This is a genomic window from Roseovarius sp. MMSF_3281 (genome assembly GCF_030733685.1).
Taxonomy (GTDB): domain Bacteria; phylum Pseudomonadota; class Alphaproteobacteria; order Rhodobacterales; family Rhodobacteraceae; genus Roseovarius.
The window spans coordinates 1-26618 of record NZ_JASHIM010000034.1 but is presented as its reverse complement, the minus strand read 5'-3'; the positions used below and the strand labels follow the sequence as shown (position 1 = coordinate 26618).

The following is a 26618-nucleotide window of genomic DNA, read 5'->3' as shown; positions in this document are numbered from 1 at the left end:
TCTGAGCAATCAGAGCATCCGGATACTTACGAGCTCCCGCCCGCAAACATACTTACACGTCAGCGACGGACTGGATATTTTCGGCCAGAAGATGCGCATGGGGGTTGTCGCCTTTTGTGGCTTGGATAAGTTGTCTCCCGGTAAAGGGGGAAGGCATGTTGGAACTTGATCATTTGGCCGTGGTGGCCGACGGCTTGGAAGCCGGGCGCGCGGCGGTGGAAGAGACGTTGGGCGTGGCGCTACAGCCGGGCGGCGCGCATGCCTACTTCGGAACGCATAACCTTTTGCTGGGGTTGGAAGACGGTCTTTATCTTGAGGTGATCGCGGTCGACCCTGAGGCGTCTGACCCCGGGGTGACCCGGTGGTTCGATCTTGACCGGATGCAGGGCGCGCCGCGGCTTGGCAATTGGATTTGCCGAAGTGATGACCTGGAGGCCATGGTGGCGCGCTTTCCCGAGGCCGGCGCGCAAGTGGCCCTTTCGCGCGGCGATTTGAATTGGCGGATGGCGGTGCCGCGCGACGGGCGGCTTCCTTTCGGCAATTGTTTTCCGGCGCTGATGCAGTGGGATTGCGCCGCGCATCCGGCGGCGCGTTTGGCCGCGTCGGGGTGTCGCTTGCAGCGTTTGATGGTGGCCCATCCCGATTCTGCGGAATTGGCGGCGCAATTGGCACCGGTTTTGGCCGATGAGCGCGTTGCGTTCGAGCCTGGTGCACCGGGATTGAGGGCCGAGATCATGACGCCTTCGGGCCTGCGGGTGCTGGAATGATCATCCGGCAGGCGCGGGCAGAGGATGCCGAGGCGGTTGCCGCGCTGTGGAACCCGATGATCCGTGAGACGGCGATTACCTTCAACTCCGCCGAAAAGACGGTTGCGGGCCTGCGTGAGGAGATCGGCACGCCACATGCTTTTTTATTGGCCGAGGAGGAAGGCGCGCTTTTGGGCTTTGCCACCTACGGGCAGTTTCGGGGCGGGGTCGGGTATGCCCGAACGGGTGAGCATACCGTCATTTTGGCCCCCGATAGCCGGGGGCGCGGCATTGGCCGCACCCTGGTGGAGGCGGTCGAGGAACATGCCCGTGAGGCCGGGTTTCATTCGATGTTTGCCGGGGTGAGTGGCGAAAACCCCGGCGGCGTCGCCTTTCACGAGCGGTTGGGCTATGCGCAGGTGGCGGTGCTTGCTCAGGTCGGTAGGAAATTCGGCCGCTGGATGGATTTGATCCTGTTGCAAAAACTTCTTTGATGCGGCGCTGACTTTTCTGCGTGAACTGGATAGTTTGAATAAATGTCGATTTGGACCCGTATAACCGAGGCGGTTTCTGCCCTGACCAATGGTGAGGGGCTGAGCGCGGTATTCGACCGCCTGCGCACCCCGCCCGAGCGTAGCGTGGCCTTCACGATTGCGGTGATCGCGCTGAGTGCCAAGATGGCCAAGGCCGATGGTCTGGTGACCCGCGACGAGGTGACCGCTTTTCGCGAGGTGTTCCAGATTGCCCGCGATGACGAACCGGGCGCGGCGCGGGTGTTCAACCTCGCGCGGCAGGATGTGGCCGGATTCGAGGATTATGCCGCCCGGATCAAGCGGATGTTCGGCGAGCAGGATGGCACCCTTTGCGATTTGATGGAGGGTCTGTTTCATATCGCCATGGCCGATGGCACCTATCACCCCAACGAGGATGCTTTCCTGCGCCGGGTGGCAGAGATTTTCGGCTTGCCCGACGGGGATTTCAAACGTCTGCGCAGCCGCTTTGTGCCGGATGCCAAGCCCGACCCATACGCGGTTTTGGGGATCGACCCCGACGCATCATTGCAGGAGGCGCGCAAGGCATGGCGCCGACAGGTGCGGGACAGTCACCCCGACGCGATGATCGCGCGCGGCGTACCGGAAGAGGCCGTGAAACTGGCCGAGAAACGGGTGATTGATCTCAACCGCGCTTGGGAAGAGATCAGCCAGGGAGGCGCGGATGCGGATCGCCACCTATAATATCGAGTGGTTCAACTCGCTATTCGACGATGACGGGACCCTCTTGGTGGATGGCGAATGGTCGAGCCGCTACAACATCACACGGCAGGATCAGATCACCGCGCTTGGTATTGTCTTTACCGCCCTGGATGCCGATGCGGTGATGGTGATCGAAGCACCGGACCACAACGGCAAGCGGGCCACGGTGCCCGCGCTTGAGAATTTCGCGGCGTTCATGAAGCTCCGGGCGCGGCGCGCCGTCGTGGGATTCGAAAACCACACGCAGCAGGAAATCGCCTTGATGTATGACCCAGATGTCCTGCGCTGTGCGCATGACCCGCAGGGTGAGCCCACGGGCAAGAAGGGATCGACAGAGGCACCGCGCTTTGACGGGGTGTTCCGGATCGATCTGGATATCGATGACACGCATGACCTTGTGGAATTTTCCAAACCGCCCCTAGAGTTGGCCTGTGAAACATCGGGTGGATTCGCCTTTCGGATGATCGGGGCGCATCTGAAATCCAAGGCCCCGCATGGGGCGCGGAACCATGACGAGGTCATGCGTATGGCCATCTCGAACCGCCGCAAGCAACAGGCGCAGGCGGTCTGGCTGCGGCACCGGGTGGAACAGCATCTGGATGCGCACGAGCCGCTTATCGTGCTGGGAGATTTGAACGATGGCCCGGGGTTGGACGAGTATGAGTATTTGTTCGGGCGGTCCTCGGTCGAGATTATCACCGGGGAAGGTGGCGATGAAGAACACCTGTTGTATGACCCGCACGCGCGGCGCGCGTTGACCCGCAAGATCGGGGCGATGAACACCACGGCGCGGTTTTACCTGTCGTCCGAGAAACGCTATCTTCAGGCATTGTTGGACTATGTGATGGTCTCGCGCGATCTGGCGGCGAAGGGGCCGGACTGGCGTATCTGGCACCCGTTTGACGATCCGGGCTGTTGGAAGGTGCCGGAACTGCGCGATGCTTTGGTCACGGCCTCGGATCATTTCCCGGTAACTATGGATATTGAATTGCCGACTTAAAACGGAAGCAGGGGGTGCTTATATCATGGCCATGAAACAGGTATTTGCACTTTCTGTCGCGGTTTCGCTGGCCTCGCCCTTGGCGGCACAAGAGTCGGATGAAGACGGTATGGCATTGATGGAGCGTGGGGCGCAGATGTTTTTCGAAGGCATCATGCGCGAGATGGAACCGGCGATGAAAGACCTTGAAGGCCTGGCCGAGCGGATGGGCCCCGGTTTGAAGGGTTTTGTCGACGAAATGGGGCCCGCCTTTGCCGAGTTGATGGAGCAAATCGACGATCTGTCGGCCTATCATCCACCCGAGATGCTGCCCAATGGCGATATCATTCTGCGCAAGAAAACCCTCGATGAAATGGAGAAAGCTCCGCTTGATGACGGGGAGATCGAGATTTGACCGGATTTCGCGCCCAAAGTGTTTCAAATAAGACCTGCAATACGGATTTTCGCGAAATGCTTTGAGCTTTACATCTTGCGAGTGGCGGTCTCGGGTCGCCTCCGGCGGGAGTATTGGGGGAAAGATGAAGGGGATTGCAAGGTGAGGTAAGGGGGTAGGCCGTTAGCTGCGGGCGGTTTTCACCTTGGCCTCGGCATCAAGCGCATCGGAAAGCGAGTTGAAGCGCGCCTCGGCCACCTCGCCGAAAAGCGGTGCGGCCTCTTTCGACAAGCGCAGTTCCAGCATTTTCTTCTTAGGGTACCAGCGCATTTCGCCAAGCTTGGCATCTTCCTGAAGCCACAACATTGCGGTGAAACGCAGAGCCTTGCCCAGAACTTCGGCTTCTTTCGCGCTTTTGTCGTCGATCAGGTCGGTGAGGTCCTCGAACCGGGTGCCTTCGCGCTTGTTGGAATAACGGTGCAAAAGGGCAAGGCCCAGAAATATCCGTTCGGAATGTTTGAGCCCGCCCAGATTGGCGCGGGTGGCGTTATCAAAACAGTCTTCGGCCCGGTAATCGGGGTGTGCGCGCCAGCTTACATCGTGCAGCAGGCAGGCGGCCTTTATGATGCGGAGGCGGTCGGGCTTGGCGGACCTAAAGATCGGCTGGATGAATTCATAGGCCACCTTGCCAAAGCCCGGCACGCGGGAATCCTTGGCCTCGGCGAAGCGGCAGGCCTCGATCAGCGGGTCGCGGTCGCGCAACTGTTGGGGCATTTGTTCGTAGAGCAGGCCCTCGCGGATGCCGTAGCTTGATATCGCGATATCGCGCGGCTTGAAGGTTTTGACCACCTCGCGCAGCACCTCGATGGCATAGGGAACCAATGCCATCCGGGCCGAGGAGACGTCCGCGCGGTTGCGAAGGTCATCAAGATCGCATTTTTCGATGTACCTGGCCGTTTCACGCACCGATTTAGGCGTCATGCGGTATTCGTGCAGAACATGCAGCGGATAACCTTGCCGCTCCATGTCAATCTTGGCGATGGCCCGCCACGAGCCGCCCACCAGAAAGAGGCGGTTTTTCTGTTCGCCAAGGGCGGCATGCATATCCGAAACGGTCTCGTGGATCAGTTTTTTCCGGGCTTTCTTGCCGCCCTTCATGTCACGAAGCTTAAGCGGGCCGAGCGAGGAGGACATGCGCTTGCCAACCTCGCCGTTGTCGATTTCGGCCAGTTCCATGGAGGAGCCGCCGATATCGCAGACCAGACCATAAGAACCGGGCCAGCCAAGCAATACGCCTTGCGCCGATAGACGGGCCTCTTCCTTTCCGTCGATGACCCAAAGACGGATGCCGGTTGCCGCTTCGACCTCGGCCCGGAAATCGGGGCCGTCCTTGGCATCGCGCACGGCAGCTGTCGCCACGGTGACCAGGGGGCCGGTGCCCATGCCCTCGCCCAGAAGCTTGAAGCGTTTGAGCGCGTTAAGCGCGCGTTTGCGGCCTTCGGGGTTGAGGCGGCCGGTTTCCGACATGCCCGCACCAAGGGCGCACATGATCTTTTCGTTGTAAAAATAGGCGGGACTGCGGGCTGCGCCGTCAAAGACAACCAGCCGGACCGAGTTCGAGCCTACGTCGACCACGCCCACGCGGCTGAGGGCGCGCGCGGAGGGTTTGTCAAAAAGGGGGCGTCCGAATGGGCCGCCTTCCTCTTGGCTGGGGTCCGGTGTACCGTCCATGATCCACTTTGGTCGAATTCATGCCCTGTATGCGCCAGCGCTTGGAAAGGGTCAATCCTCGGTGTGGGTGAGTTTGGGCACGTCCGAAGCGCCGGCCGAGCCACGGCCCGAAAGCGACGGGTTTTCCATGAAGAACCGGTGACAGTTGAAGGCAAATTCGCCCTCTGGAACCGCAAGCCGTTGAAAGCTGCCATCCGGCGCCATGACCCAGCTTTGCGCCACGTCGGCCATATTGGCGGCCATGATCTGACTGACGATTTGTGCCTTTACGGTAGGGTTTTCGATTTCCACCAATGTTTCGACGCGGCGGTTGAGGTTGCGGCCCATCCAGTCGGCGGAACTTATGTAGACCCGTGCCTTTTTTGAAGGCAGGCCCGCGCCGTTGCCAAAGCAGACGATACGCGAATGTTCCAGGAAACGCCCGACAATGGATTTCACGCGGATGTTCTCTGACAGGCCCTTGATGCCGGGGCGCAGCCCGCAGATGCCACGCACCACGAGGCTGATTTGCACGCCCGCCTGACTGGCCTTGTAAAGCGCGTCGATGACATCGGGTTCGATCAGCGCGTTCATCTTTGCCCAAATGGAGGCGGGCTTGCCGGATTGGGCATGTTCGATCTCGCGGTCGATCATCTCAAGCAGGCGGGGTTTGAGGGTGATGGGCGAGATGGCCAGGTTCTCCAGCTTTTCGGGCTGGGCATAACCCGAGAGGTAGTTCATCACCTTGGTCGCATCGCGGCCCAGCTTGGCGTCGCAGGTGAAAAAGCTGAGGTCGGTGTAAATCTTGGCCGTGATCGGGTGATAGTTGCCGGTGCCATAGTGGGTGTAGGTGACCAGTTGATCGCCTTCGCGCCGGACGACGGTGGAGATCTTGGCGTGGGTCTTCAGATCGAGAAACCCATAGACGACATGCGCGCCCGAGCGTTCCAGCCGCCGGGATTGGCGGATATTGGCGGCCTCGTCAAAGCGTGCTTTTAGCTCGACAAGCGCGGTGACGGATTTGCCCTCTTCCGCGGCTTCACAAAGGGCGCCGACGATGGGGCTGTCCTTGGATGTGCGATAGAGGGTTTGCTTGATGGCCACGACATTGGGGTCGCGCGCGGCTTGGGCCAGAAAACGTACCACCATGTCGAAGGTTTCATAGGGGTGGTGCAGCAGCATGTCCTTTTGCCGGATAGCGGCGAACATATCGCCATCGTGGTCTTGCACCCGTTCCGGCACACGGGGCGTAAAGGAGGACCAAAGAAGGTCGGGGCGGGCATCGAGCACCAGTTCCTTGAGGTCGGCGAGCCCGATCATGCCGTCCACCTCGACCACCTCATCGGGCGTGACGTGCAATTCTTCCATGATCACGCGACGCAGGGCCTCGGGCGCGCCGGACGAGATTTTCATCCGGACGACTTCGCCGCGGCGGCGGCGTTTGAGGGCAACCTCGAACTCACGCACCAGATCTTCGGCCTCTTCCTCGACCTCCAGATCGCTGTCGCGCAATACGCGAAAGGCGCAGTGACCTTTGTATTTGTAGCCGGGGAAAAGGCTGTCGAGGTGCAGCAAAAGCAGTTCTTCCAATGGCAGGAAGCGGTGTTTCCCGTCGGGTGCGGGCAGGGGAACAAAACGGTCGATCTGCTGCGGAATGGGCAGCAGGGCCTGAAGCGGGCGTTTGTCCGACTTGCGCTCAAACTGAAGCGCCAGCGAATAGCCCAGATTTGGAATGAAGGGGAAGGGGTGCGCCGGGTCGATCGCCAAGGGCGAGAGAACCGGGAACACCTTGTTGAGAAACACATCTGCCAGAAAGACGCGGTCGGCCTCGGTCAGGTGATCGAGATAGAGGATCTCGATATCATTGGCCTCCATCTCCTTGCGAAGCGCCTCGTAGGCGTCTTGCTGTGATTTGAGCAGCTTGCGGGCGTCTTCGTTGATCAGAACCAGTTGTTCCGCCGGGGTCAGGCCATCGGCGGCGGGGGTGGTGTTGCCCGCATGGGCCAGTTCGCGCAGGCCCGCGACTCGGACGTTGTAAAACTCATCCAGGTTGGTGGCCGAGATCGACAGGAAGCGGAGCCGTTCCAACAATGGCACGGTTGGATCGCTCGCTTCTTCCAAAACGCGCCAGTTGAAGCCCAGCCAACTCAGCTCTCGGTTATAGAATCGACCGGGCACCTCGGCAGTGACCTCGGGCATTTCGATGGCGTCGGGAAAGGGGGATTTGAGAAAATCTGCGTGTGTCATGCGTGCCTTATGACTTTGGCGTGTAACGGGAAGGTGACGAAGTCTGCCTTTACGCGTCGGGGTTGTCCAGCAGCTTTGCCGCAAGGGCGCGCGTGATCGGACGGCCCGAGGAAAGGGCCATGGCATCAAGGCGTTCAACCACATCGCGGGCGGCCTCGAACGAGCGGTCAATGCGGCGTGTGAGGTAGGACAGGACGCTTGGGGAGGGCGAAAGCTGTCGGTCGGCCATGAGCTTCATCAGCACGGCCGTCAAAAGCGCATCGTCGGGTTCGCGCAGGGTGGTGTAAGGTGTGCCCTGCACCCGGCTTGCCAAATCGGGCAGGGCAAGCGGCCAGCGATTGGCCGGGGTGGTGGCGGTCAAAAGCAGGCTGTTGCCCTCGGCCAGTGTCAGGTTGTGCAGATGAAACAGCGCATCTTCCTTCCGGCGGGTTCCGGCGATCTTGTCGGCGTCTTCCACGGCGACGTGGCCCAGGGCCAAGGCAGGAATATTGGCATCGGCCAAGTGGTCGGCCGCGATGATCTGTGCATTGGACAAGGCCGCCCAGACATGGGCAAGGTGGGTTTTGCCCGCGCCACGCGGCCCGATCAGGACAAGCTTGCGCGAAGGCCAGCATTGCCAACCCTCGATCATCGCCACCGCTTCGGCATTGGCGGGCGAGACAAAAAAATCGTCACGCCCCAATGCCTCGAGCACGGGCAAGGGAAAGCTGAGTTGTTCGGCCATTAGTCGGCGTCCTGTTGATCCAGCCCGCGATATAGGCGACTACCCTTGTATTGGCTGATGGCAAAGCGGGCCAAGACGCCGATAGCGGCGGCCACGGGAACGGCAACAAGCATACCGACAAAACCAAAGAGCGCACCAAAGACCGATAGCGCGAAGATCAACCAGACAGGGTGCAGGCCAACGGAATGCCCGACCAGTTTCGGGGTCAGGAAATTGCCCTCGGCAATCTGGCCCAGAACGAAGATGCCCGCGACAAGGCCGATCGACACCCAGTCGCCCCAGAATTGGAACAGCGCAAGGCCTATGGCCAAGGCCCCGCCCACCACGGCGCCGACATAGGGAATAAAGGTGATCAGCCCGGCAATGAAACCTACCACCAAGCCGAACTGCAGGCCCACGAACATCAGCGCCACGGCGTAATAGGTGCCAAGGATCAAGCACACGGTGCCCATGCCACGAATGAAGCTGGCCAGCGTATCGTCGATCTGGCCGGCCAGATCCCGGATCACAGGGGCATGGTCACGCGGCAGCATGTCGTCGATGCTGGCAACCATGCGATCCCAATCGTAAAGCAGGTAGAAGGCCACCACTGGAACAATGACGAAAAGCACGATCAGATTGATCAACGAGGCCGCCGATCCCACCACCGTATCAAGCACCTGACCACCCCGGTCACGGATGGTTTCACCAACGGCAATCAGTGATTTGCGCAGGGTCGAATCCTCGTCAACCAATTGCGGAAAGCGTTCGGTCAGGAAGTTTTGCAGATCGTTGAAAAGCTGTGGTGCAATGTTGATCAAAGACAGGGTTTGCTCGATCAGGGTTGGCACCACCAAAAGCGCCATAATTGCGAAAATCATTAATGCGAACAAAGTGATAATGCTGACAGCCACGGCGCGGCTGGCGCCTGCCTTTTCAAGACGGTCCGCTACCGGGTCAAGGAAATAAGCAATTGCACCGCCCAGCACGAAAGGCAGGATCACGTCGCCCAGAAACCACAAGATCACCAGGAAGGCCGCCGAGGCGATCCCCCAATATTTCATTTGCGTTTGAACCGGCAAAGCCATGGGCGCCCCTTGTCCACGATGGGTTCTAAATCACCCATGGCGCGCCCTGTTTCAAGTCACGGTGTGAAATTTATCTGCCGCGTGCCGTCTTCTACGCGATGCGTACGCCCTGTGATTTCAGTTCACTTTGCACGTCGCTGATGTTCACGGCGTCCAGTTCACGACCGTGTTTGACGGAAAGTGCCGCAGCGACACCCGCGCCTTGGCCGGAAACAGTGCAGCAAGCCATGTTGCGCGTCGCGGCATGAGCAACCATGTCGCCGCCCGTGGCCCTGCCTGCGACCAACAGGTTGCGCACGCCCTTGGGCAGCATCGAGCGATAGGGCACATGCATGTAGCGCCCCGTGGTTGGCAGGATCAGGATGCCATAGCCATCAATGAACTCGGGGTAAATTCCGATACTGTCTTCGAAGCGACCCTCGTGGCGCACGTCATTTTCGGTCATATTGTACACCGCGTCGATCTTGCGGCTGTCACGGATGCCGATCGACATGCCGAAATTACGCAAACGCGCGGCTTCGCAGCCGGGCGTGTAAGCGCGTAGCGCGTCGATGGCGAGCATGGCCTGACGGCGCCCTTCGATCTCGAACCGGGTCAGGCTGTCGGGGTCGACGCCGTCGACACCGGCAAGGTGTACAAGGTTCATATAGGTCATCTCACCGCTATCGTGCACCGCGCCCCACGTGCCACCGATGGTATTGAGATGCGCGGGAATAAGACCATCGCGTATGGCTTGTTCAAACGGTTTGCCAAGGAAGGGGGAAAACATATCGTCTTCCTTGCCGCTTGTTTCGACTTGCCACTCTCCGCTTGACCAATCGGCATAGGTTTGTGGGCTGGCCTTGACCCCGGCCATGAAAGCCGTCTTGTCGACGCCCGCGATGTGGAACATGACGCTGGCCGCTTGCACGTTTTCCATCGGGGTTTTGTGGGTCGCGGCGCCCATCCGGTGCGCGACATCCGCGTCACCCGTTGCGTCGATGACGCGTTTGGCCAGGATCGCCTCGCGCCCGGCTTTGCTTTCGACGATGACCCCGGTGATCGTGTTGCCATCAGTTATCGGTGCCACGAACTGCCTGTGCAGCATGGGGTGGATGCCCGCCTCCTCGACAAGGCGGTCCGCCACCAGCTTGAACCCTTCGCTATCCAATTCGTAACTCAGGGATTGGCTTTCGGGGGTGGCGGCCCCCATGGCCTTGGCGCGGTCCTCGAATTCACGCCCGATGCCGCCGGCCTCGACGGTTTGTTCATGGCGATACCATGCAAAGCCTTCGACCCCCACAACGGTGATATTGCCGCCAAAACAGCCAAAGCGTTCCAGCAGTGTCACCTCAACCCCACAACGCGCCGCGGCAAGGGCGGCGGAGAGGCCACCGGGGCCTGAGCCGACCACGAGAACGTCCGTTTCGTGGATGACGGGCGTTTGGCGAGCTGGTTCTTGGATGAGGTCGGGCAAGTCTGGTCTCCTGAAAGAATTTTGCCGACGCTGTCTTTTATTGATCCGTCAGTCAACAACATTTTCCGCCGCAATGATTGCCCCCTTGCCCGGAATGTCTTAGATCGCGGGGGGACCTGTTTGACCAAGGGATACAGCACATGCGCCTGAGCCGCTATTTTTTGCCCGTTCTGAAAGAGACACCGTCGGAAGCCCAGATCGCCAGCCATCGCCTGATGCTGCGCGCGGGTATGATCAAACAGGCGAGCGCGGGGATATACTCGTGGTTGCCTTTGGGGTTCAAGGTGTTGAGAAAGCTGGAAAATATTGTGCATGAGGAACAGGTGCGCGCGGGCCATATCCCGATGCTGATGCCGACCCTGCAATCGGCGGACCTTTGGCGTGAAAGCGGACGGTACGACGATTATGGCGAAGAGATGCTGCGCATCACCGACCGGCATGAACGCGACATGTTGTATGGGCCGACCAACGAGGAGTTGATCACGGATATTTTCCGGTCGCATGTGGGCAGTTACAAGGACTTGCCGCTGACCCTGTACCATATCCAGTGGAAATTCCGCGATGAAATCCGGCCTCGGTTTGGCGTAATGCGGGGTCGTGAGTTCTTTATGAAAGACGGCTACAACTTTGATTTGACGAAAGAAGATGCGCTTCACGCCTATAACCGCCACTTGGTGAGCTACCTGCGCACCTATGAGCGGATGGGCCTTCAGGCGATCCCGATGCGGGCCGATGGCGGGCCGATTGGTGGCGACTATACCCACGAATTCCTGGTGCTGGCCGAGACCGGTGAATCGGAAGTTTTCTATGACAGCGAGATCACCGATCTACGCTTTGGCGAGCGCGATATCGACTATAACAACGTCGCGCAATGTCAGGAAATCCTTGAAGAATTCACCTCTCGTTATGCACGCACGGACGAGACCCACGACGAGGCGGTCTTCAAGGAAATCCCGCAAGAGCGGCAGCGCTCGGCGCGGGGGATCGAGGTTGGGCAGATCTTCTATTTCGGGACCAAGTATTCCGAACCCATGGGCGCGACGGTGCAGGGCAAGGACGGCAAGCCGGTGCCGGTGCATATGGGTAGCCATGGCATTGGCGTGAGCCGCCTTGTCGGCGCGATCATCGAGGCCAGCCACGACGACAAGGGCATTATCTGGCCCGAGGGCGTGACCCCCTTCCACGTTGGAATTGTCAATCTAAAACAAGGGGATAGCGAGGCCGACTCGGCCTGTGACGCGCTTTACAAATCGGTCGAGGCGCTGGGGCTTGAGCCGCTTTACGACGACCGCGATGAACGGGCCGGGGGTAAATTTGCCACCATGGACCTGATCGGTCTGCCGTGGCGGATCACGGTGGGGCCGCGCGGGTTGAAGAACGGTGTGGTCGAACTGACCTGCCGCCGGACCGGCGAGAGCGAAGAGTTGCCGCCCGAACAAGCCATTGAAAAGATTGCCAAAATCTATCACGTGCATCATGGATCGGGCATGGTGGAGCCGATGGCGAAAAGGTCATTCCACACCTGGATGTAAATGCTGTATACTGCCTGAAAAAATAAGAGGCAGAGCAGATGATTTTCAGGGTGATCGCCGTGATCGGCGGGCTGGCTTGTGGGGCCGGCCTGTCGCAATTTCCTGAGTATTCTCAACAATATACACAGCGTCTTTCAGGTGCTGTGGATGAGCTTTCGGGCGTCGTGGCACAGTTTGACGCGGATGCCGAAACCCTTGGTTTGAGCCGTGACGAGGCCTTGGTGGAACTGTCGCTGGGCAGCCGAATGGGGCAAGCCAGGGCGCAATCCATGGGGCAGGTACTGGAGCGGCACGCGCGATTGAGCGCGGATTTGACCGCGTTGAATGAATCAACAGTGGTTCAAAAGGCATTGAAACCAATGCATTTTTCCGATTCGGACGTGGCGCGGGCGGCCTGGGCTGATTTCAAACCCGCGGTGCCCGTCACCCCGGAAGGTGCAGGCTTTGCCGGGGTCGGATTCGTGGCCGGGTATGGGCTTTTGGCCGGGCTGATGACGGTTTTAAGCGGGATGTTTCGGCGCAGGTCACGCCCACAGGCGGCCGAGGCCTGAGTTTTGTACGTTTTGTACGTTTTGTACGCGAGTTTTGTACGAAAATCCGGGTACCGTCAGGGAATTCCGTACAAGTCGTACGAAAATGCGCCATATACGACCGGCACCGGCACCGCCGAACGGCCCGGCGGCTGGCGGATTGCCGACCTTGACCCGGGTCTTGGAAAAGCCCACTGTCCGCGAAAAAGTTAAGCCGAGGTTTACCCAGTGCCGAGCAGCCCAGCCCCCTTTGCCCCTTTCGAATGGATGATCGCATGGCGATACCTGCGCGCCAAACGTGCCGAGGGCGGCGTGAGTGTCATGACATGGATCAGCCTGATCGGCATTACACTGGCCGTCTTTGCCTTGATCGCGACCTTGGCAGTGCGTTCGGGCTTTCGGGCCGAGTTCGTGGATACCATCCTTGGGGCCAATGCCCATGTGACCGTTTACAACAGCGGGCAGGTCGAGGCGCAGACGGGGCGCGTTGATCGTACCATTGAAAACTACGATGAAATGGCGGCGCAGTTGCGCGAGGTCGAGGGCGTGACCCGGGTTGCCCCCTTGGTCAAGGGGCAGGTGATGGCCAATGCCCGCAGCAGCAACGCGGGGGTGCAGGTGTTCGGCATCAAGCCCGAGGACCTCAAGACCATCCCGCGCGTGGCCGACCCCGAGACCGCGCAGGGCGATATAGAACGGTTTTCCGAAGGCGTGGCCATCGGATCGGGCGTGGCGCGGGAATTGGGGGTGCGACTTGGGGACAAGATCAAGCTGATTTCGCCCAACGGGGTGAAGACCGCCTTTGGCACCAGCCCGCGGGTCAATGCCTATGACGTTGTCTATATCTTTACCGCCGGGCGCTATGACATCGACCGGGTGCGGGTGTACCTGCCGTTCGAGGAAGCGCAGGGCTTTTTCAACCGCGAGGGGCGGGCGGATGAGTTGGAGGTCATGGTGGCCGACCCGGAGCGGGTGGAGGAGATGACCTTGCCCCTGATGCGGGCGGCGGGGGATCGCTCCCAGGTCTGGACGTGGAAGGATGCGAGCCGCAGGTTTCTGCGGACCTTGGAGGTGGAGGACAACGTGATGTTCATCATCCTGTCAATCCTCGTGCTGGTCGCGGCGATGAATATCATCAGCGGGTTGATCATGCTGGTCAAGAACAAGGGGCGCGATATCGGGATTTTGCGGACCATGGGATTGACCGAAGGCTCGGTCCTGCGGGTGTTTTTCATTTGCGGGGCCTTTACCGGGATCATCGGCACGGTGTTCGGCGTGATCCTTGGGTGCCTGTTTGCCATCTATATCGACCCGATCTTCAGTTTCGTGGAGGCGATGATGGGCGGGCAGGTCTGGGACCCGTCGATCCGGGGGATTTACCATTTGCCCGCGCAGTTGCAGTTTGACGACGTGCTGTCGGCGGTGGGTCTGTCGCTGGGCCTGTCTTTTGTCGTGACAATTTTCCCCGCGCGCCGGGCGGCGCGGATGAACCCGGTGGAGGCGCTGCGCTATGAGTGAGGTGATGCTGTCGCTGGAGGGGGTTTCAAAGACCTATAACAAGGGGCGCGAGTCCGAGGTGCGCGTGCTGGACGACGTGGATTTGCAGGTGCGCAAGGGCGAGATGGTGGCCTTGGTGGCCCCGTCGGGCGCGGGCAAATCGACGCTTTTGCATATCGCGGGGCTGCTGGATACGGCCGATGCGGGGAAGGTTTCCATCGGTGGGGTGGATTTCACCGGGTTGTCGGACCGGCGGCGAACTATCGCGCGGCGGCAGGAGGTGGGGTTTGTGTACCAGTTCCACCATTTGCTGCCCGAGTTCACCGCAGAGGAAAACATCGTGCTGCCACAGCTGGCCAATGGGATTCCCAAGGCCGAAGCGCGGGTGCGCGCCGATGACCTGCTGGCCCGCGTCGGTGTGGGCGAGCGGGCAGGGCACCGCCCCTCGGCCATGTCGGGCGGCGAGCAGCAACGGGTGGCCTTTTGCCGGGCCCTGGCCAACGAGCCGCGGCTGATGCTGGCCGATGAGCCGACGGGGAACCTTGACCCGGCCACCTCGGAGCGGGTGTTCGAGGCCTTGGTGGGGCTTGTGCGCGATACCGGCCTGTCGGCCCTTATCGCCACCCATAACCTTGAACTGGCCGCGCGGATGGACCGGGTGGTGAAGCTGGACCAGGGCGGCGTGGTGGCGGGGTAGGCCGAACCGCTGACCAAGATGGATTGCGCCCTGATGCGGTCGCAAGGAAATGGAAGAAAACAGCTTGTGACCCCGGATATTGCAATAGCTCGGCGCGACAACCTTATCGGAAGCCTTTGGATGATCGCGGCCATGGCGGCCTTTGCCGTCGAGGACAGTTTTATCAAATTCGCCTCGGAAACCCTGCCGATTGGCCAGGTGCTTGTCATTTTCGGTGCCGGTGGGGCGATTTTGTTTGCCTGTCTGGCGTGGCTTAACGGCGATGCGCTTTATACCCCGGCGGTGGTGTCGCGCCCGATGCGTATACGCGCCCTTTTCGAGATCACGGGCCGGTTGTTTTACGGGCTGGCGGTGGCGTTTACGCCGCTATCCGCCGCCACGGTGATCTTGCAGGCGACGCCCTTGGTGGTGGTCGCGGGCGCGGCGGTGGTCTTTGGCGAGAACGTGGGCTGGAGGCGGTGGGCCGCTGTCCTGATCGGGCTTGTCGGGGTTGTCGTGATCATCGAGCCGGGCGCCGAGAGCTTTTCGCCGCTGTCGATTCTGGCGCTGCTTGGGATGATTGGTTTCGCGGGGCGCGATCTTGCCAGTCGGGCGGCGCCTGCCTCGATCAGTACGCAAATCCTTGGGATATACGGGTTCTTGTCGGTGGTCGTGGCGGGGGTGATCTTTTCGCTTTGGGAGGGCGCGGCCTTTCTGCGCCCGAGTGCCGAGGTGTCACTTTGTCTTTTGGGGGCGATCCTTGCGGGGGTGGTGGCCTATGCAAGCTTGATGAAAGCGATGAGAACCGGCGAGGTCTCGGCGGTGACGCCGTTCCGGTATTCGCGGCTATTGTTCGGGATCGCCTTGGGCGTGTTTGTCTTTGGCGAGCAATTGAGCCTTTCGATGATCGTCGGGTCGGGGTTGATCGTCCTGTCGGGGCTTTTCATCCTGTGGCGCGGCAAGCGCCTGTCCGAGGGGGAATAGGCCTACCTTTCGCGCCTGCGCGGGCAAAGGGCCTCGTCACAGGCTTTGCGATGGGTCTTAGCCCGTGAAATCGGTGATGACGGCGGTGCCGGGCTTGGTGGGGCCGGTCATGGCGCGCAACTCGGCGCTGGCGTCCGAGAGGCGCACCTCGCGGTCGAGCATCGGGCTTAGGTCCACCGCGCCGCGTTCGATCAGGCCCAGAAGCGAGGGGTATTTCCATGAGGGCATGCCGCGTGTGCCGTAAAAGGCCAGTTGCTTGGCATAAATGGCGCGCATGTTGATGTTCATGAAGCCGTCATCCTCGGCGGGCAGGCCGACCTGCACGTGCCGTCCCAGAGTGCCGAGGCAGTCGACCGAGGCATTGGTGGTGGGGGCGATGCCAAGCGCCTCGACCGAGATATCCGCGCCGCCGCCGGTGATCTCGCGGATCGCCTCGGCGACGTTGCCTTGGCTGGCATTCACCGCCGCGTCCGCGCCAAGACCTTTGGCATGTTCCAGCTTTTCCTCGACGATATCGACCACCACGACGCGGGCGCCCAGCATCTTGGCCAGAAGCATCGTCGAGAGGCCGATGCCGCCGGTGCCATGCACCGCCACCCATTCCCCGGCCTGCACATTGGCGCGGTCGGTCAGGGCGTGCCATGCGGTGGTGACCCGGCAGCCCAGCCCGGCGGCCAGCGCCGGTGACAGCGTTTGCGGCAGGTGGACAAGGTTATGGTCGAAGGGCACGGCCACGTATTCAGCATAGGCCCCGGGCGCGCCGAAGCCCGGCACGATGGCCTGTTCGCAGGCGTTCGAGGTACCCTTGGCGCATTCCGGGCAGTGGCCGCAGCCAAGGATGAAGGGCGCGATCAGCTTGTCGCCGACCTTGTGTTGCGCGTTCGGGCCGGCCTCGACCACGGTGCCACAGTATTCGTGCCCCATGATCGAGCCGTCGATGACTTTCGGGTGTTTGCCGACCCAGCCGTGGAAATCGGAGCGGCAGACCCCGCAGGCCGCCACTTCGAGCACGACGCCGTTATCGGGGCATTGCGGGTCGGGGACGGTCTCGATCGACAAGTCCTCGTGGAAGGTACGAACGACGGCTGCGCGCATTTGGGTGGCCCTATGTCTTGTGGCGGGTGGGTTTGTTTCTTGTGGTCAGGTCAGGCCCGCAATGCAAGTGTACTTGGTTGAAAGGTAATCCTCCAAGCCCTGACTGCCGCCTTCCTTGCCCATGCCGCTTTCCTTGAGGCCGCCGAAGGGGGCCTCGACCGTGGTGATCAGGCCCGAGTTGATGCCGATGAGGCCGTATTCCAGCCGCTCGTTCAGGCGGAAGGCGCGGCCGAGATCGCGGGTATAGGCATAGGCGGCCAGCCCGAAATCGGTGGCATTGGCGGCGTTGATCGCCTCGTCCTCGGTGTCGAACTTGAAGACGGCGGCGAGGGGGCCAAAGATTTCATCGGTGGCGAAGGTCATCTCGGAGGTGGCCCCGGTGATCACCGTAGGCTCAAAGAAGGTGCCGCCCTTGGCGTGCCTGCGCCCGCCCGAGACAACCTTGGCGCCCTTGGAGCGGGCATCGTCGATCATGGATTCGACCTTTTCGACGGCGCCGGTGTCGATCAGCGGACCCTGTTCCACCCCGGCCTCGGCGCCGTTGCCGATGACCAGTGCTTCGCTGGCCTCTTTCAGGCGTTCGACGAAGGCGTCGTGAATGCCGGCCTGCACGTAAAAGCGGTTGGTGCAAACGCAGGTTTGGCCCATGTTGCGGTACTTGGCGACCATCGCGCCCTTGATCGCCTCGTCGATATCGGCGTCGTCGAAGACAAGGAAGGGCGCGTTGCCGCCCAGTTCCATCGAGACTTTCTTGACCGTATCGGCGGATTGCCGGATCAGTTCCTTGCCGATCTCGGTGGAGCCGGTGAAGGTCACCTTGCGGACCGTGGGGCTGTCCATGATGGCCCCGCCGATGGCGCGGGCCGAGCCGGTGAGGATGTTCACGACACCATCGGGAAAGCCCACGTCCTGACACAGCGCGCCCCATGCCAGCCCGGAATAGGGGGTGGCGGTGGCGGGTTTGGCAACCAGCGTGCAGCCCGCCGCCAGCGCAGGCCCCAGTTTGCGGGCCAGCATCGAGGAGGGGAAGTTCCAAGGGGTGATCGCCGCCACGACGCCCACCGGGTGATGGGTGACCAGAAGTTTACGGTCGGCGCTGGGGGCGGGGACGATTTCGCCCTTGGCGCGGCGGATTTCCTCGGCGAACCATTTGATATAGGCGGCGCTGATGGCGATTTCGCCGCGCGCCTCGGCCAGCGGCTTGCCCTGTTCGGCGGTCAGCATCTGCGCCAAGGGTTCTTGGTTGTCCATCAGCGCGTCGTGAAGCTTGTGCAACAGGCCGGTGCGCTGGCTGAGGTCGCTGCGCGACCAATCGTCGAAGGCGCGCGCGGCGGCGGCGATGGCGCGGTCGGTTTCGGCCGCGCCGCAGTTGGGGATGTGCCCAAGGGTGTCATGACTGGCGGGGTTGGTGACCTTGATTTCGCCGCCGCCATCAGCCCCGATCCATTTGCCGTCAATCAGGTTCGATTGTTTTAACAAGCCGTTGAAATCGCTCATGTGGTATCTTCTTTCTTCTGGGCAGAGAGGATCGGGGGGCGCCAACGGGCCGGATCGCCCGTGGTGTCGTGTGATCCCCCCAAGCTAGGATGTTTTGCGGCAGTCTGGTGCCTGAATTTTCTGCGTTCGTCGTGCTGGGAGCAGGTGGAAAGTATTGGTAAGTTGAGTTACGAGAAAGAGAAATAATTTTAACTTACGTGTAAGGACGGGTTTCGGATTGGCCGTTTCCGGCTTGGCCCGTTCGGCAATTGCGTGCCACTTGGTTTTGTTTTAGTGAAGTTGCTTTCAGAAGGTTTGAATTGACCTGAACTGCGCTGCTGGCGCAGGTTGCGCCGGGTCACGAGAAAAGGAAGGCAGGGCCATGGTTGCGGTTACGTTGGACGAGATTGAAGCCACCACGCGGGCGGCATTGCTGCGCCATGGGGCCGCCGAGTGGGTGGCCGATTGCGTGGCCGGTGCAGTGCGCAAGGCCGAAAGCGTCGGCAACAAGATTTGCGGGCTTTACTACCTTGAAAGCTATTGCACGCAGCTGTCCACGGGCCGGGTGAAGGGCGATGTGGAGCCTGTTGTTACCCGCCCGCGCCCCGGCGTGGTGGAGGTGGATGCCAAGTTCGGCTTTGCGCAGGCCGCTTTTGCCCGAGGCCTGCCCGAGGCAGTGAAGGCCGCGCGGGAAAACGGCGTGGCAAGTTTGGCCGTGGGGCATGCGCATACCTGCACCAGCCTTGGCTATTTCACCGAACAGATCGCGCGTGAGGGGTTGATCGGGCTTGGCCTGACCAATGCCTCGCCCATCGTGGCGCCGCCGGGCGGCAAAACGCGGGTGATCGGGACCAACCCGATTGCCTTTTCGGTGCCCGATGGCAAGGGCGGGATCGCGATGCAGTTCGATCAGTCGACCACCACCGTTGCCTTGGGCAAGATCACCATGGCCAAGGCGGCGGGCGAGAGCATCCCCGAAGGCTGGGCCGTGGATGCCGAGGGGCGGCCCACGACCGACCCCGAGGCTGCGCTTGGCGGCTCGTTGGTGTCGATGGGCGGCTACAAGGGCTGGGGCTTTGGCCTGATGGCGGAGCTTCTGGCGGCGGGTATGACCGGCGGCGTGGTGAGCCGCGATGTGAAGCCCTTGAAGGCGCCCGAAGGCCCGCCGCATGATTTGGGGCAGTATTACATGCTGATGGATCCCGAAGCATCGGGGGCGTTCTTTGACCGGCTGGCCGCGGTGGAGGCCGGCGTGGCGATGGACGAAGGCGCGCGGATGCCGGGGCAGGGCAAGCGGCCGATGGACCCGGTGGAGTTGGAAGAGGCGGTTTGGGCGCAAACCCGTGCTTTGGCGGGGCAATCCGTAGGGTAGCCGGACCTTGGTTGCGGTGGCCGCAGGGCGCTTCGGCAGGTTTTGCAATCCGATTCGCAAGGCTCTTTCCTAAGGGCGCCGGACCTGATATGCTGTTTGGATAGATCCCGAAAACGGGGCGTGTTCGAGGCAGTATCGGCGGTTCAAATGACAGAGATGGTGTATGGCGCGGTCCCGGTGCGGGATGCCGAGCCGGTTCTTCCCAAGTGGTGGCGGACGATCGACAAATGGTCGATCTCCTGTGTGCTGATCCTGTTCGGGATCGGCATCTTGTTGGGCCTGGCCGCGTCGCCGCCCTTGGCCGAAAAGAACGGTTTCGCGCCGTTTCATTACGTTCAGCGGCAGGCGGTCTTCGGCTTCCTGGCCTTGGCGGCGATGGTTCTGACCTCGATGATGAGCCCCGCCGTGGTGCGGCGCTTGGCGGTGATCGGGTTCTTGGCGGCGTTCGCGGCGCTGATCCTGCTGCCGGTCTTTGGCACCGATTTCGGCAAGGGCGCGGTGCGCTGGTATAGTCTTGGCTTCGCCTCGCTGCAGCCGTCGGAGTTTCTCAAGCCCGGGTTCGTGGTTGTGGCGGCGTGGATGATGGCCGCCAGCCAGGATATCAATGGCCCCCCCGGGATAAGCTGGTCTTTCGTTTTGGCGATGGTGATCGTGGGTTTCCTGGCCATGCAGCCGGATTTCGGGCAGGCCTGCCTGGTGCTTTTCGGCTGGGGCGTGATGTATTTCGTGGCCGGTGCGCCCATTCTTCTTTTGATGGCCATGGCGGTTTGCGTGATCGTGGCGGGCAGCGTGGCCTATTCCAATTCCGAGCATTTCGCGCGCCGGATTGACGGTTTCCTGAGCCCCGATGTGGACCCCAACACGCAATTGGGCTTTGCCACCAATGCGATCCGCGAGGGCGGTTTTTTCGGGGTCGGTGTGGGCGAGGGCGAGGTGAAATGGAGCCTGCCCGACGCGCATACCGATTTCATTATCGCCGTGGCCGCCGAGGAATACGGGCTGATCCTTGTTCTGTGCATCATCGGGCTTTATGCCACGGTGCTTGTTCGGTCGCTGGCGCGGTTGATGCGTGAGCGTGATCCTTTCATCCGGTTGGCCGGTACCGGGCTTGTGGCGATCTTCGCCGTGCAGGCGATGATCAATATCGGCGTGGCCGTGCGCCTGTTGCCCGCCAAGGGCATGACCTTGCCCTTTGTCAGCTACGGGGGGTCGTCGCTGATTGCCGGTGGCATCGCGGTGGGCATGCTGTTTGCCTTCACCCGGTCGCGGCCCCAGGGCGAAATCGGCGACATTCTGCGTGGGCGGCTGCGGTGACTGGTCATTTTCGCCGCTTTGCGCCAAGAGGGCGCAATTCAGGCAATGAGGTGATGCTGTGAGCGACAAACAGCCATTACTGGTGATCGCCGCCGGGGGCACCGGCGGGCATATGTTTCCGGCGCAATCGCTGGCCGAAGTGATGTTGCGCCGGGGCTGGCGGGTGAAGCTTTCGACCGATGCGCGCGGCGCGCGGTATACCGGTGGCTTCCCGCATTCGGTTGAGATGTCCACGGTATCGAGCGCCACTTTCGCGCGCGGCGGTATCTTTACCAAGGCCTTGGTGCCGTTCCGTATCCTGGGCGGTGTCGTCGGCGCGGCCTTCGGCATGCTGCGCGACAAGCCCGACGTCGTTGTGGGCTTTGGCGGCTATCCAACGATCCCGGCGCTGGGGGCGGCGTGGCTGCTGCGCAGGCCACGGATGATTCATGAACAAAACGGTATCCTGGGCCGGGTGAACGAGGTGTTCGCCAAGCGGGTGGACAGGGTGGCCTGTGGCACATGGCCCACCGACCTGCCAGCGGGCGTCGAGGGGGTGCATGTCGGCAACCCGGTGCGCGCCAGCGTGCTGGAACGGGCGGGCGCGGGATATATCCCGCCCGGCGATTACCCGATGTCGGTTCTGGTGATCGGTGGCAGCCAGGGGGCGCGCATCCTGTCGGATGTGATCCCGGGCGCGATCGCGGCATTGCCCGATGACCTGCGGCGCAACATTCGCGTTGCCCATCAGGCGCGCGACGAGGATGGCGCGCGGGTCGCGCAGTTTTACACCGAGGCCGGGATTGATGCCGAGGTGGAGCCGTTTTTCCGCGATGTGCCGCGCCGGATGAGCGAGGCGCAACTGGTGATCAGCCGCGCCGGGGCCTCATCCATTGCCGACATCAGCGTGATCGGGCGGCCCAGCATCCTGATCCCCTATGCCGCGGCGGCGGGAGACCACCAGACGGCGAACTCCAAGGGGTTGTCACAGGCAGGCGGTGCCATCGTCATCCCGGAAAGAAAACTTGCGGTCGAAGTGGTTTCAGAGCAGATAGCCAGCGTTCTGACCCATCCGCAGGGTGCCGCGCAGATGGCGCAGGCGGCGCTTGGGCAGGGCTTGCCCGATGCGCCGGTTCATTTGGCCGACATGGTCGAAGAGCTGGCGAAAGGGTGAGGGATATGAAGGATCTGGCGACCAGAAGGGACAGCACGATGCATGCCGCAACCAAATTGCCGGGGGACGTGGGCCCCATTCATTTCGTGGGCATTGGCGGGATCGGCATGTCGGGGATCGCCGAGGTCTTGTTGAACCATGGGTATGTCGTGCAGGGCAGCGACTTGAAGGAGACGCCCATTACCCAACGGCTTGAGGCCATGGGCGCGCATGTTTTCCAGGGCCAGCGGGCCGAGAACCTTGAGGACGCCGAGGTGGTTGTCATCTCAAGCGCGATCAAGCCGGGCAACCCGGAACTGGACGAGGCCCGCGCCAAGGGCCTGCCGGTGGTGCGCCGGGCCGAGATGCTGGCCGAGTTGATGCGCCTGAAATCCAACGTGGCCGTCGCCGGAACCCATGGCAAGACCACGACAACTACCATGGTGGCCGCGCTTCTGGATCACGGCAAGTACGACCCCACGGTGATCAACGGCGGGATCATCCACGCCTATGGCTCGAACGCGCGTGTGGGGCAGGGCGAATGGATGGTGGTGGAGGCCGACGAAAGCGACGGTACCTTCAACCGCCTGCCCGCCACGATTGCCATCGTCACCAATATCGACCCCGAGCATATGGAGCATTGGGGCACCGAGGAAAACCTGCATCGGGGCTTTTACGATTTCGTCAGCAACATCCCCTTTTATGGCTTGGCCGTCTGCTGCACCGATGATGCGGATGTGCAGGCCCTGGTCGGCAAGCTGACCGACCGGCGGGTGGTGACCTATGGGTTTAACACACAGGCCGATATCAGGGCCATCAACCTGCGCTATGAAAAGGGCGTGGCGCATTTCGACGTGGCGCTGCAGGCCGAGGGCAAGATGATCGAGGATTGCCAGTTGCCGATGCCGGGCGATCACAATGTCAGCAACGCGTTGAGCGCCGTGGCCGTGGCCCGGCACCTGGGCATGAAGCGCGATGAAATCCGCGAAGCCCTGGCCGGTTTCGGCGGCGTGAACCGCCGCTTTACCCGTGTGGGCGAGGTGAATGGCGTCACCGTGATCGACGATTACGGCCACCACCCGACTGAGATTGCCGCCGTTCTGAAAGCAGCACGACAGGCTTGCGAGGGGCGGGTGATCGCCGTGCATCAGCCGCACCGTTACACGCGCCTGCATCACCATTTCGATGATTTCTGCGCCTGTTTCAACGAGGCCGACGTGGTGGCCATCGCCGAGGTTTACGCTGCGGGCGAAGATCCGATTCCGGGGGCCACGCGCGACGATCTGGTTGCCGGGCTGATCCGTGCAGGCCACCGCCACGCGCGGGGCATTCAGGACGAGGACGACCTGGAACGTCTGGTGCGCGAACAGGCGAAACCGGGGGATCTGGTGGTTTGTCTGGGCGCTGGCACGATCAGCACATGGGCCAATGGCCTGCCGGAACGGTTGAGCCGGGGCTAAAGATGCGTGATGCGCGGGCGGAATTTTGCAAAAATTCCGTGCCGGAAAATTCGAATTTTCCGGTGCTGTCTCTGACAAGAGCATGGTGGCACGCATGACCGAACACCTCAAACGCCGGATCGGGTTTGGCCTTTTGACCGCCTATGGCGTGGGCGTCATGGTGGGCGCGGGCATTTATGTGCTGGTGGGCGCCGTGGCCGCGCAGGCCGGGGTTTGGGCGCCGCTTTCCTTTCTGATCGCAGGTTTGATCGCGGCCCCCACGGCGCTGTCTTATGCCGAGTTTACCACCCGCCTGCCGGAAGCGGCGGGCGAGGCGCTTTTCGTGGAAAAGGGCCTGAATTCAAGACTGTTGGGCGTGGTTGTCGGCTTGGCGATCGTGGCGGCGGGCACGGTGTCGGCGGGGGCGGTCTTGCGCGGCGGCGCGGGATACCTGACCTCGGTCACCGGTTGGCCCGATCAATGGGTCATCGTGATCATGGGGGTGTTCCTTGTGGGCGTGGCCATCGTCGGTGTTCTGGAAAGCCTGAGCATGGCGGCGGTGTTTACCGCCGTCGAGGTGCTTGGCCTTTGCCTTGTGGTCTGGGCCGGGGCGGGGGCGGAGCCGGTGGCCGACTACAGCGCCCCGCCCGAGATTGTCTGGTCTGGCGTAGTGGGCGCCGCCGTGCTGGCCTTTTTCGCCTTCATCGGCTTCGAGGATATCGTCAACATGGCCGAGGAGGTGCGCAGCCCCGAGCGCACCCTTCCGCGTGCCATTCTGCTTTCGCTTGTGTTGACCAGCCTGCTTTACGGCTTGGTCAGTTGGGCCGCCGTGCGGGCGGTGCCCATGGACCGGCTTGCGGTGAGCGAGCAGCCCTTGGTGCTGGTCTGGTCGGCGGCCTACGGGGGCAGTGCCGGGTTCTTGTCGCTGATCGCGGTGGCGGCGGCGTTGAACGGGGTGCTGGCACAGGTGGTGATGGCGGCGCGGGTCTTGTTTGGCTTGGGCCGGCGGCATGCCAGCCTGTCGGTCTTTTACCATGCCAGCCCGCGCTTTGGTACGCCGGTTCTGGCGACGGTGGTGATCGGCGTGGGGGTCGTGGCGGGCGCGCTTTTACTGCCGGTGGCGCAATTGGCCGAGGTAACTTCGGTGATCCTGTTGTCGGTTTTCGTGCTGGTCAATGCCGCCTTGATCGTTATGAAGCGGCGTGATCCGGCCGCGCCTTTTGCGATTCCGATGATCGTTCCGGTGATGGGTCTTTTGGCGGCGCTGGCCGCCTTGGCCGTGAGTTTGGGAGGCGGGGCATGACCCTTTCGCTGATTTTGGCCTGTTTTTGGATCGTTATGGCCAATGTTCTGGGCATGATCCCCAGCCGCGACAACCATTGGCGGCGGGCCTATGTGCTGATCGGGGTGGGGATTCCCTTGCTGGGGTTGGTGACGTATCAGAACGGCCCGTGGTGGGGGCTTGCCGTCATGATCGCGGGGATGAGCGTGCTGCGCTGGCCCGTGGTTTACCTTGCGCGGTGGCTGCGCGGGCGCGTGCGCATGTAGGCGCGATGATCTGGATCAATGCAACGCGGGCGCGCTTGGCCTTCAAATGGAATGCGAAAGCACGACAAGAGGGAGCAGGCGGGCATGCGGTATACGGGGTTTTTGGCGGTTCTGGCCTTGGCGGGCTGCGTCGCGGATAAGCCAAGCCCCCCGGGGCAGGACATCTACATGAGCTATTGTGTCGTCTGCCACGGGCGCAGCGCCGAGGGCGATGGCCCCTTGGCCGCGGATTTGCCGGTGCCGCCTGCGGACCTGACGCGCCTTGCGGCAAGGAATGGCGGGGTCTTTCCCTATTCCGACGTGATGGCGCAGGTTCATGGCTATCCGGGGCGGTTTCATGTGATGCCCGAGTTCGGGCCGGTGCTTGAAGGCCCCAAGGCCATGTGGCGTGATGAAACAGACGCGGTTCTGGAAACGCCCAGGGCCCTGCTGGAATTGGCGCGCTATCTTGAAACATTGCAGCGCGGGGCACCTTGAAGGAGGTCGAAGGATGAAAGATGCGATTTTCACGATGGTCGCGGTGCTGACAACGAGTTGCGCCGCGATGGCCGAGGCGCCCGGGCAGGCCGATTACGAGCGCCATTGCGCCAGTTGCCACGGGGTCGAAGGCACCGGGCATGGCCCGATGCGGGCGGTGCTGACGCTTGCGCCGACGGACCTGACGGCGCTGAGCGCGGATAACGGCGGGGCCTTTCCGCTGGAGCGGGTGGTCAAGCGGATCGACGGGCGCGACCCCTTGGTGGCCCATGGCAGCCCGATGCCGGTTTATGGGACGTTCTTTGACTACGGCAAGGGGGCCACGCTGGAGATGCCGGGCGGTGAGAAGATCATGACGACACAGCCGGTGGCCGATCTGGTGGCCTATATCAAGGGGTTGCAGGCCCCGGCGCAATAACCCCCGATTTGACAGGCGGCCATGGTGCACTACCTCCGCAATCGGAGGAGATGCCATGAAACGTTTGTTTGCCATCGCTTTTCTGGGGCTTGGGCTGGTGGGGCCGGCCCTGGCCGACCCAGGGGCCATCCGCACGGTGATCCGCGATCAGATCGCGGCCTTTGAACGCGATGATTTCGCGCAGGCCTTCACCCACGCCAGCCCGACAATCCGGGACATTTTCCGCACGCCCGAGCGTTTCGGCGAAATGGTGCAGCAGGGCTATCCCATGGTCTGGCGGCCCGAGGAGGTACAGTTTCTTGACATCGAGGAACGCGCCGGGCGCTTTTTTCAACCGGTGATGATCCGCGATGGGCAGGGCCGCCTGCATATCTTGGATTATGAAATGATCGAAGGCGAGGCCGGCTGGAAGATCGACGGTGTTCGCCTCAGGGAAGCCGCGGGCACTGTTTGAGGCCTTTCTTCTTTTTTCAAGTATCCAGTCCGTCGCTGACGTGTAAGTATGTTTGCGGGCGGGAGCTCGTAAGTATCCGGATGCTCTGATTGCTCAGA

At 61.8% G+C, this 26618-nt stretch carries 26 protein-coding genes; 19 read left to right on the top strand and 7 right to left on the bottom strand.

Annotated features, from left to right (window positions below; all coding sequences use genetic code 11):
• Nucleotides 1–155: 155 nt before the first annotated feature.
• Genes RBB32_RS20075 through RBB32_RS20055 form a run of 5 tightly spaced genes read left to right on the top strand, consistent with a single transcriptional unit; the run spans nt 156 to nt 3393 of the window.
• Nucleotides 156–767 (top strand): VOC family protein, encoded by a 612-nt coding sequence (locus RBB32_RS20075; protein ID WP_306155389.1) that lies wholly within the window; start codon nt 156–158, stop codon nt 765–767.
• Nucleotides 764–1240: a GNAT family N-acetyltransferase gene (locus RBB32_RS20070; protein ID WP_306155387.1), complete on the top strand. Its 477-nt coding sequence runs from the start codon at nt 764–766 to the stop codon at nt 1238–1240. Before RBB32_RS20075 ends, RBB32_RS20070 begins: the two co-directional genes overlap by 4 nt.
• A gap of 42 nt (nt 1241–1282) precedes the next feature.
• A complete protein-coding gene (locus RBB32_RS20065; RefSeq protein WP_306155385.1) occupies nt 1283–1981 on the top strand; it encodes a molecular chaperone DjiA in 699 nt (232 codons plus the stop codon).
• Nucleotides 1962–2999 carry an endonuclease/exonuclease/phosphatase family protein gene (locus tag RBB32_RS20060; protein WP_306155384.1) on the top strand — a complete coding sequence of 346 codons (1038 nt, stop codon included), beginning with the start codon at nt 1962–1964 and terminating at the stop codon, nt 2997–2999. The genes RBB32_RS20065 and RBB32_RS20060 overlap by 20 nt, the downstream gene beginning before the upstream one ends.
• A 31-nt stretch (nt 3000–3030) precedes the next feature.
• Entirely contained in the window at nt 3031–3393 is a 363-nt protein-coding gene (locus RBB32_RS20055) for a hypothetical protein (RefSeq protein ID WP_306155382.1), read from the top strand.
• 162 nt (nt 3394–3555) lie between these two features.
• Here the strand turns inward: RBB32_RS20055 and RBB32_RS20050 are convergent, their stop codons facing one another.
• The 5 genes from RBB32_RS20050 to RBB32_RS20030 all read right to left on the bottom strand — a co-directional run bounded on the left by RBB32_RS20050 (nt 3556) and on the right by RBB32_RS20030 (nt 10576).
• Nucleotides 3556–5103 carry a Ppx/GppA family phosphatase gene (locus tag RBB32_RS20050; protein ID WP_306155381.1) on the bottom strand — a complete coding sequence of 516 codons (1548 nt, stop codon included), beginning with the start codon at nt 5101–5103 and terminating at the stop codon, nt 3556–3558.
• Between the two features lie 51 nt (nt 5104–5154).
• The gene (locus RBB32_RS20045; RefSeq protein ID WP_306155380.1) at nt 5155–7329 is read right to left on the bottom strand and encodes an RNA degradosome polyphosphate kinase; all 2175 of its coding nucleotides are present in this window, start codon (nt 7327–7329) and stop codon (nt 5155–5157) included.
• 49 nt (nt 7330–7378) lie between these two features.
• On the bottom strand, nt 7379–8053 hold the full coding sequence (locus RBB32_RS20040) for a DnaA/Hda family protein (RefSeq protein ID WP_306155379.1): 675 nt from the start codon (nt 8051–8053) through the stop codon (nt 7379–7381).
• On the bottom strand, nt 8053–9120 hold the full coding sequence (locus RBB32_RS20035) for an AI-2E family transporter (protein WP_306155378.1): 1068 nt from the start codon (nt 9118–9120) through the stop codon (nt 8053–8055). The genes RBB32_RS20040 and RBB32_RS20035 overlap by 1 nt, the downstream gene beginning before the upstream one ends.
• A 91-nt stretch (nt 9121–9211) precedes the next feature.
• Nucleotides 9212–10576 carry an FAD-dependent oxidoreductase gene (locus RBB32_RS20030; RefSeq protein WP_306155377.1) on the bottom strand — a complete coding sequence of 455 codons (1365 nt, stop codon included), beginning with the start codon at nt 10574–10576 and terminating at the stop codon, nt 9212–9214.
• A 140-nt stretch (nt 10577–10716) separates the two neighbouring features.
• Here RBB32_RS20030 and proS point away from each other — a divergent pair, with 140 nt between their 5' ends.
• From proS to RBB32_RS20005, 5 genes are all read left to right on the top strand, one after another.
• Nucleotides 10717–12108 (top strand): proline--tRNA ligase, encoded by a 1392-nt coding sequence (gene proS, locus RBB32_RS20025; RefSeq protein ID WP_306155376.1) that lies wholly within the window; start codon nt 10717–10719, stop codon nt 12106–12108.
• A 38-nt stretch (nt 12109–12146) separates the two neighbouring features.
• On the top strand, nt 12147–12659 hold the full coding sequence (locus tag RBB32_RS20020) for a DUF2937 family protein (RefSeq protein WP_306155374.1): 513 nt from the start codon (nt 12147–12149) through the stop codon (nt 12657–12659).
• Between the two features lie 246 nt (nt 12660–12905).
• Entirely contained in the window at nt 12906–14156 is a 1251-nt protein-coding gene (locus RBB32_RS20015) for a lipoprotein-releasing ABC transporter permease subunit (RefSeq protein ID WP_371931091.1), read from the top strand.
• A complete protein-coding gene (locus RBB32_RS20010) occupies nt 14149–14832 on the top strand; it encodes an ABC transporter ATP-binding protein (RefSeq protein WP_306155369.1) in 684 nt (227 codons plus the stop codon). The genes RBB32_RS20015 and RBB32_RS20010 overlap by 8 nt, the downstream gene beginning before the upstream one ends.
• A gap of 33 nt (nt 14833–14865) precedes the next feature.
• A complete protein-coding gene (locus RBB32_RS20005; protein ID WP_306155367.1) occupies nt 14866–15795 on the top strand; it encodes a DMT family transporter in 930 nt (309 codons plus the stop codon).
• 57 nt (nt 15796–15852) lie between these two features.
• Here RBB32_RS20005 and RBB32_RS20000 read toward each other — a convergent pair whose 3' ends face one another.
• Together RBB32_RS20000 and RBB32_RS19995 are read right to left on the bottom strand one after the other, a co-directional pair.
• Nucleotides 15853–16890: a zinc-binding dehydrogenase gene (locus RBB32_RS20000; protein ID WP_306155365.1), complete on the bottom strand. Its 1038-nt coding sequence runs from the start codon at nt 16888–16890 to the stop codon at nt 15853–15855.
• Nucleotides 16891–16935: 45 nt separating this feature from the next.
• Nucleotides 16936–18387, bottom strand: a complete 1452-nt coding sequence (locus tag RBB32_RS19995; protein WP_306155364.1) for an NAD-dependent succinate-semialdehyde dehydrogenase — start codon at nt 18385–18387, stop codon at nt 16936–16938.
• A gap of 361 nt (nt 18388–18748) precedes the next feature.
• Here RBB32_RS19995 and RBB32_RS19990 point away from each other — a divergent pair, with 361 nt between their 5' ends.
• From RBB32_RS19990 to RBB32_RS19950, 9 genes are all read left to right on the top strand, one after another.
• Nucleotides 18749–19738: an Ldh family oxidoreductase gene (locus tag RBB32_RS19990; protein WP_306155363.1), complete on the top strand. Its 990-nt coding sequence runs from the start codon at nt 18749–18751 to the stop codon at nt 19736–19738.
• Nucleotides 19739–19885: 147 nt separating this feature from the next.
• Complete coding sequence (gene ftsW / locus RBB32_RS19985) at nt 19886–21052, top strand: putative lipid II flippase FtsW (RefSeq protein ID WP_306155360.1); 1167 nt, start codon at nt 19886–19888, stop codon at nt 21050–21052.
• Between the two features lie 58 nt (nt 21053–21110).
• A complete protein-coding gene (locus RBB32_RS19980) occupies nt 21111–22205 on the top strand; it encodes a UDP-N-acetylglucosamine--N-acetylmuramyl-(pentapeptide) pyrophosphoryl-undecaprenol N-acetylglucosamine transferase (protein ID WP_306155358.1) in 1095 nt (364 codons plus the stop codon).
• 38 nt (nt 22206–22243) lie between these two features.
• The gene (gene murC, locus RBB32_RS19975) at nt 22244–23644 is read left to right on the top strand and encodes a UDP-N-acetylmuramate--L-alanine ligase (protein ID WP_306155356.1); all 1401 of its coding nucleotides are present in this window, start codon (nt 22244–22246) and stop codon (nt 23642–23644) included.
• Between the two features lie 94 nt (nt 23645–23738).
• Entirely contained in the window at nt 23739–24926 is a 1188-nt protein-coding gene (locus tag RBB32_RS19970; protein ID WP_306155353.1) for an APC family permease, read from the top strand.
• Complete coding sequence (locus tag RBB32_RS19965; RefSeq protein WP_306155351.1) at nt 24923–25171, top strand: DUF2484 family protein; 249 nt, start codon at nt 24923–24925, stop codon at nt 25169–25171. The genes RBB32_RS19970 and RBB32_RS19965 overlap by 4 nt, the downstream gene beginning before the upstream one ends.
• An 84-nt stretch (nt 25172–25255) precedes the next feature.
• Nucleotides 25256–25648: a cytochrome c gene (locus RBB32_RS19960; RefSeq protein WP_306155349.1), complete on the top strand. Its 393-nt coding sequence runs from the start codon at nt 25256–25258 to the stop codon at nt 25646–25648.
• Nucleotides 25649–25661: 13 nt separating this feature from the next.
• Complete coding sequence (locus RBB32_RS19955) at nt 25662–26066, top strand: cytochrome c (RefSeq protein WP_306155347.1); 405 nt, start codon at nt 25662–25664, stop codon at nt 26064–26066.
• Nucleotides 26067–26121: 55 nt separating this feature from the next.
• Entirely contained in the window at nt 26122–26520 is a 399-nt protein-coding gene (locus RBB32_RS19950; RefSeq protein ID WP_306155345.1) for a DUF4864 domain-containing protein, read from the top strand.
• The last annotated feature ends 98 nt before the right edge of the window (nt 26521–26618 follow it).

Bases quoted from the DNA above. Each gene is read 5' to 3' on its own strand.
- RBB32_RS20040 (WP_306155379.1), bottom strand. From the start codon at position 8,053: ATGGCCGAACAACTCAGCTTTCCCTTGCCCGTGCTCGAGGCATTGGGG.
- RBB32_RS20065 (WP_306155385.1), top strand. From the start codon at position 1,283: ATGTCGATTTGGACCCGTATAACCGAGGCGGTTTCTGCCCTGACCAAT.
- RBB32_RS20075 (WP_306155389.1), top strand. From the start codon at position 156: ATGTTGGAACTTGATCATTTGGCCGTGGTGGCCGACGGCTTGGAAGCC.
- RBB32_RS20035 (WP_306155378.1), bottom strand. From the start codon at position 9,120: ATGGCTTTGCCGGTTCAAACGCAAATGAAATATTGGGGGATCGCCTCG.
- ftsW (WP_306155360.1), top strand. From the start codon at position 19,886: ATGACAGAGATGGTGTATGGCGCGGTCCCGGTGCGGGATGCCGAGCCG.
- RBB32_RS20070 (WP_306155387.1), top strand. From the start codon at position 764: ATGATCATCCGGCAGGCGCGGGCAGAGGATGCCGAGGCGGTTGCCGCG.
- RBB32_RS20050 (WP_306155381.1), bottom strand. From the start codon at position 5,103: ATGGACGGTACACCGGACCCCAGCCAAGAGGAAGGCGGCCCATTCGGA.
- RBB32_RS19990 (WP_306155363.1), top strand. From the start codon at position 18,749: ATGGTTGCGGTTACGTTGGACGAGATTGAAGCCACCACGCGGGCGGCA.
- RBB32_RS19995 (WP_306155364.1), bottom strand. From the start codon at position 18,387: ATGAGCGATTTCAACGGCTTGTTAAAACAATCGAACCTGATTGACGGC.
- RBB32_RS19960 (WP_306155349.1), top strand. From the start codon at position 25,256: ATGCGGTATACGGGGTTTTTGGCGGTTCTGGCCTTGGCGGGCTGCGTC.
- RBB32_RS19970 (WP_306155353.1), top strand. From the start codon at position 23,739: ATGACCGAACACCTCAAACGCCGGATCGGGTTTGGCCTTTTGACCGCC.
- RBB32_RS20020 (WP_306155374.1), top strand. From the start codon at position 12,147: ATGATTTTCAGGGTGATCGCCGTGATCGGCGGGCTGGCTTGTGGGGCC.
- RBB32_RS20005 (WP_306155367.1), top strand. From the start codon at position 14,866: ATGCGGTCGCAAGGAAATGGAAGAAAACAGCTTGTGACCCCGGATATT.
- RBB32_RS19965 (WP_306155351.1), top strand. From the start codon at position 24,923: ATGACCCTTTCGCTGATTTTGGCCTGTTTTTGGATCGTTATGGCCAAT.
- RBB32_RS20045 (WP_306155380.1), bottom strand. From the start codon at position 7,329: ATGACACACGCAGATTTTCTCAAATCCCCCTTTCCCGACGCCATCGAA.
- RBB32_RS20000 (WP_306155365.1), bottom strand. From the start codon at position 16,890: ATGCGCGCAGCCGTCGTTCGTACCTTCCACGAGGACTTGTCGATCGAG.
- RBB32_RS19950 (WP_306155345.1), top strand. From the start codon at position 26,122: ATGAAACGTTTGTTTGCCATCGCTTTTCTGGGGCTTGGGCTGGTGGGG.
- RBB32_RS19955 (WP_306155347.1), top strand. From the start codon at position 25,662: ATGAAAGATGCGATTTTCACGATGGTCGCGGTGCTGACAACGAGTTGC.
- RBB32_RS20015 (WP_371931091.1), top strand. From the start codon at position 12,906: ATGATCGCATGGCGATACCTGCGCGCCAAACGTGCCGAGGGCGGCGTG.
- murC (WP_306155356.1), top strand. From the start codon at position 22,244: ATGCATGCCGCAACCAAATTGCCGGGGGACGTGGGCCCCATTCATTTC.
- RBB32_RS20055 (WP_306155382.1), top strand. From the start codon at position 3,031: ATGAAACAGGTATTTGCACTTTCTGTCGCGGTTTCGCTGGCCTCGCCC.
- proS (WP_306155376.1), top strand. From the start codon at position 10,717: ATGCGCCTGAGCCGCTATTTTTTGCCCGTTCTGAAAGAGACACCGTCG.
- RBB32_RS20060 (WP_306155384.1), top strand. From the start codon at position 1,962: ATGCGGATCGCCACCTATAATATCGAGTGGTTCAACTCGCTATTCGAC.
- RBB32_RS20010 (WP_306155369.1), top strand. From the start codon at position 14,149: ATGAGTGAGGTGATGCTGTCGCTGGAGGGGGTTTCAAAGACCTATAAC.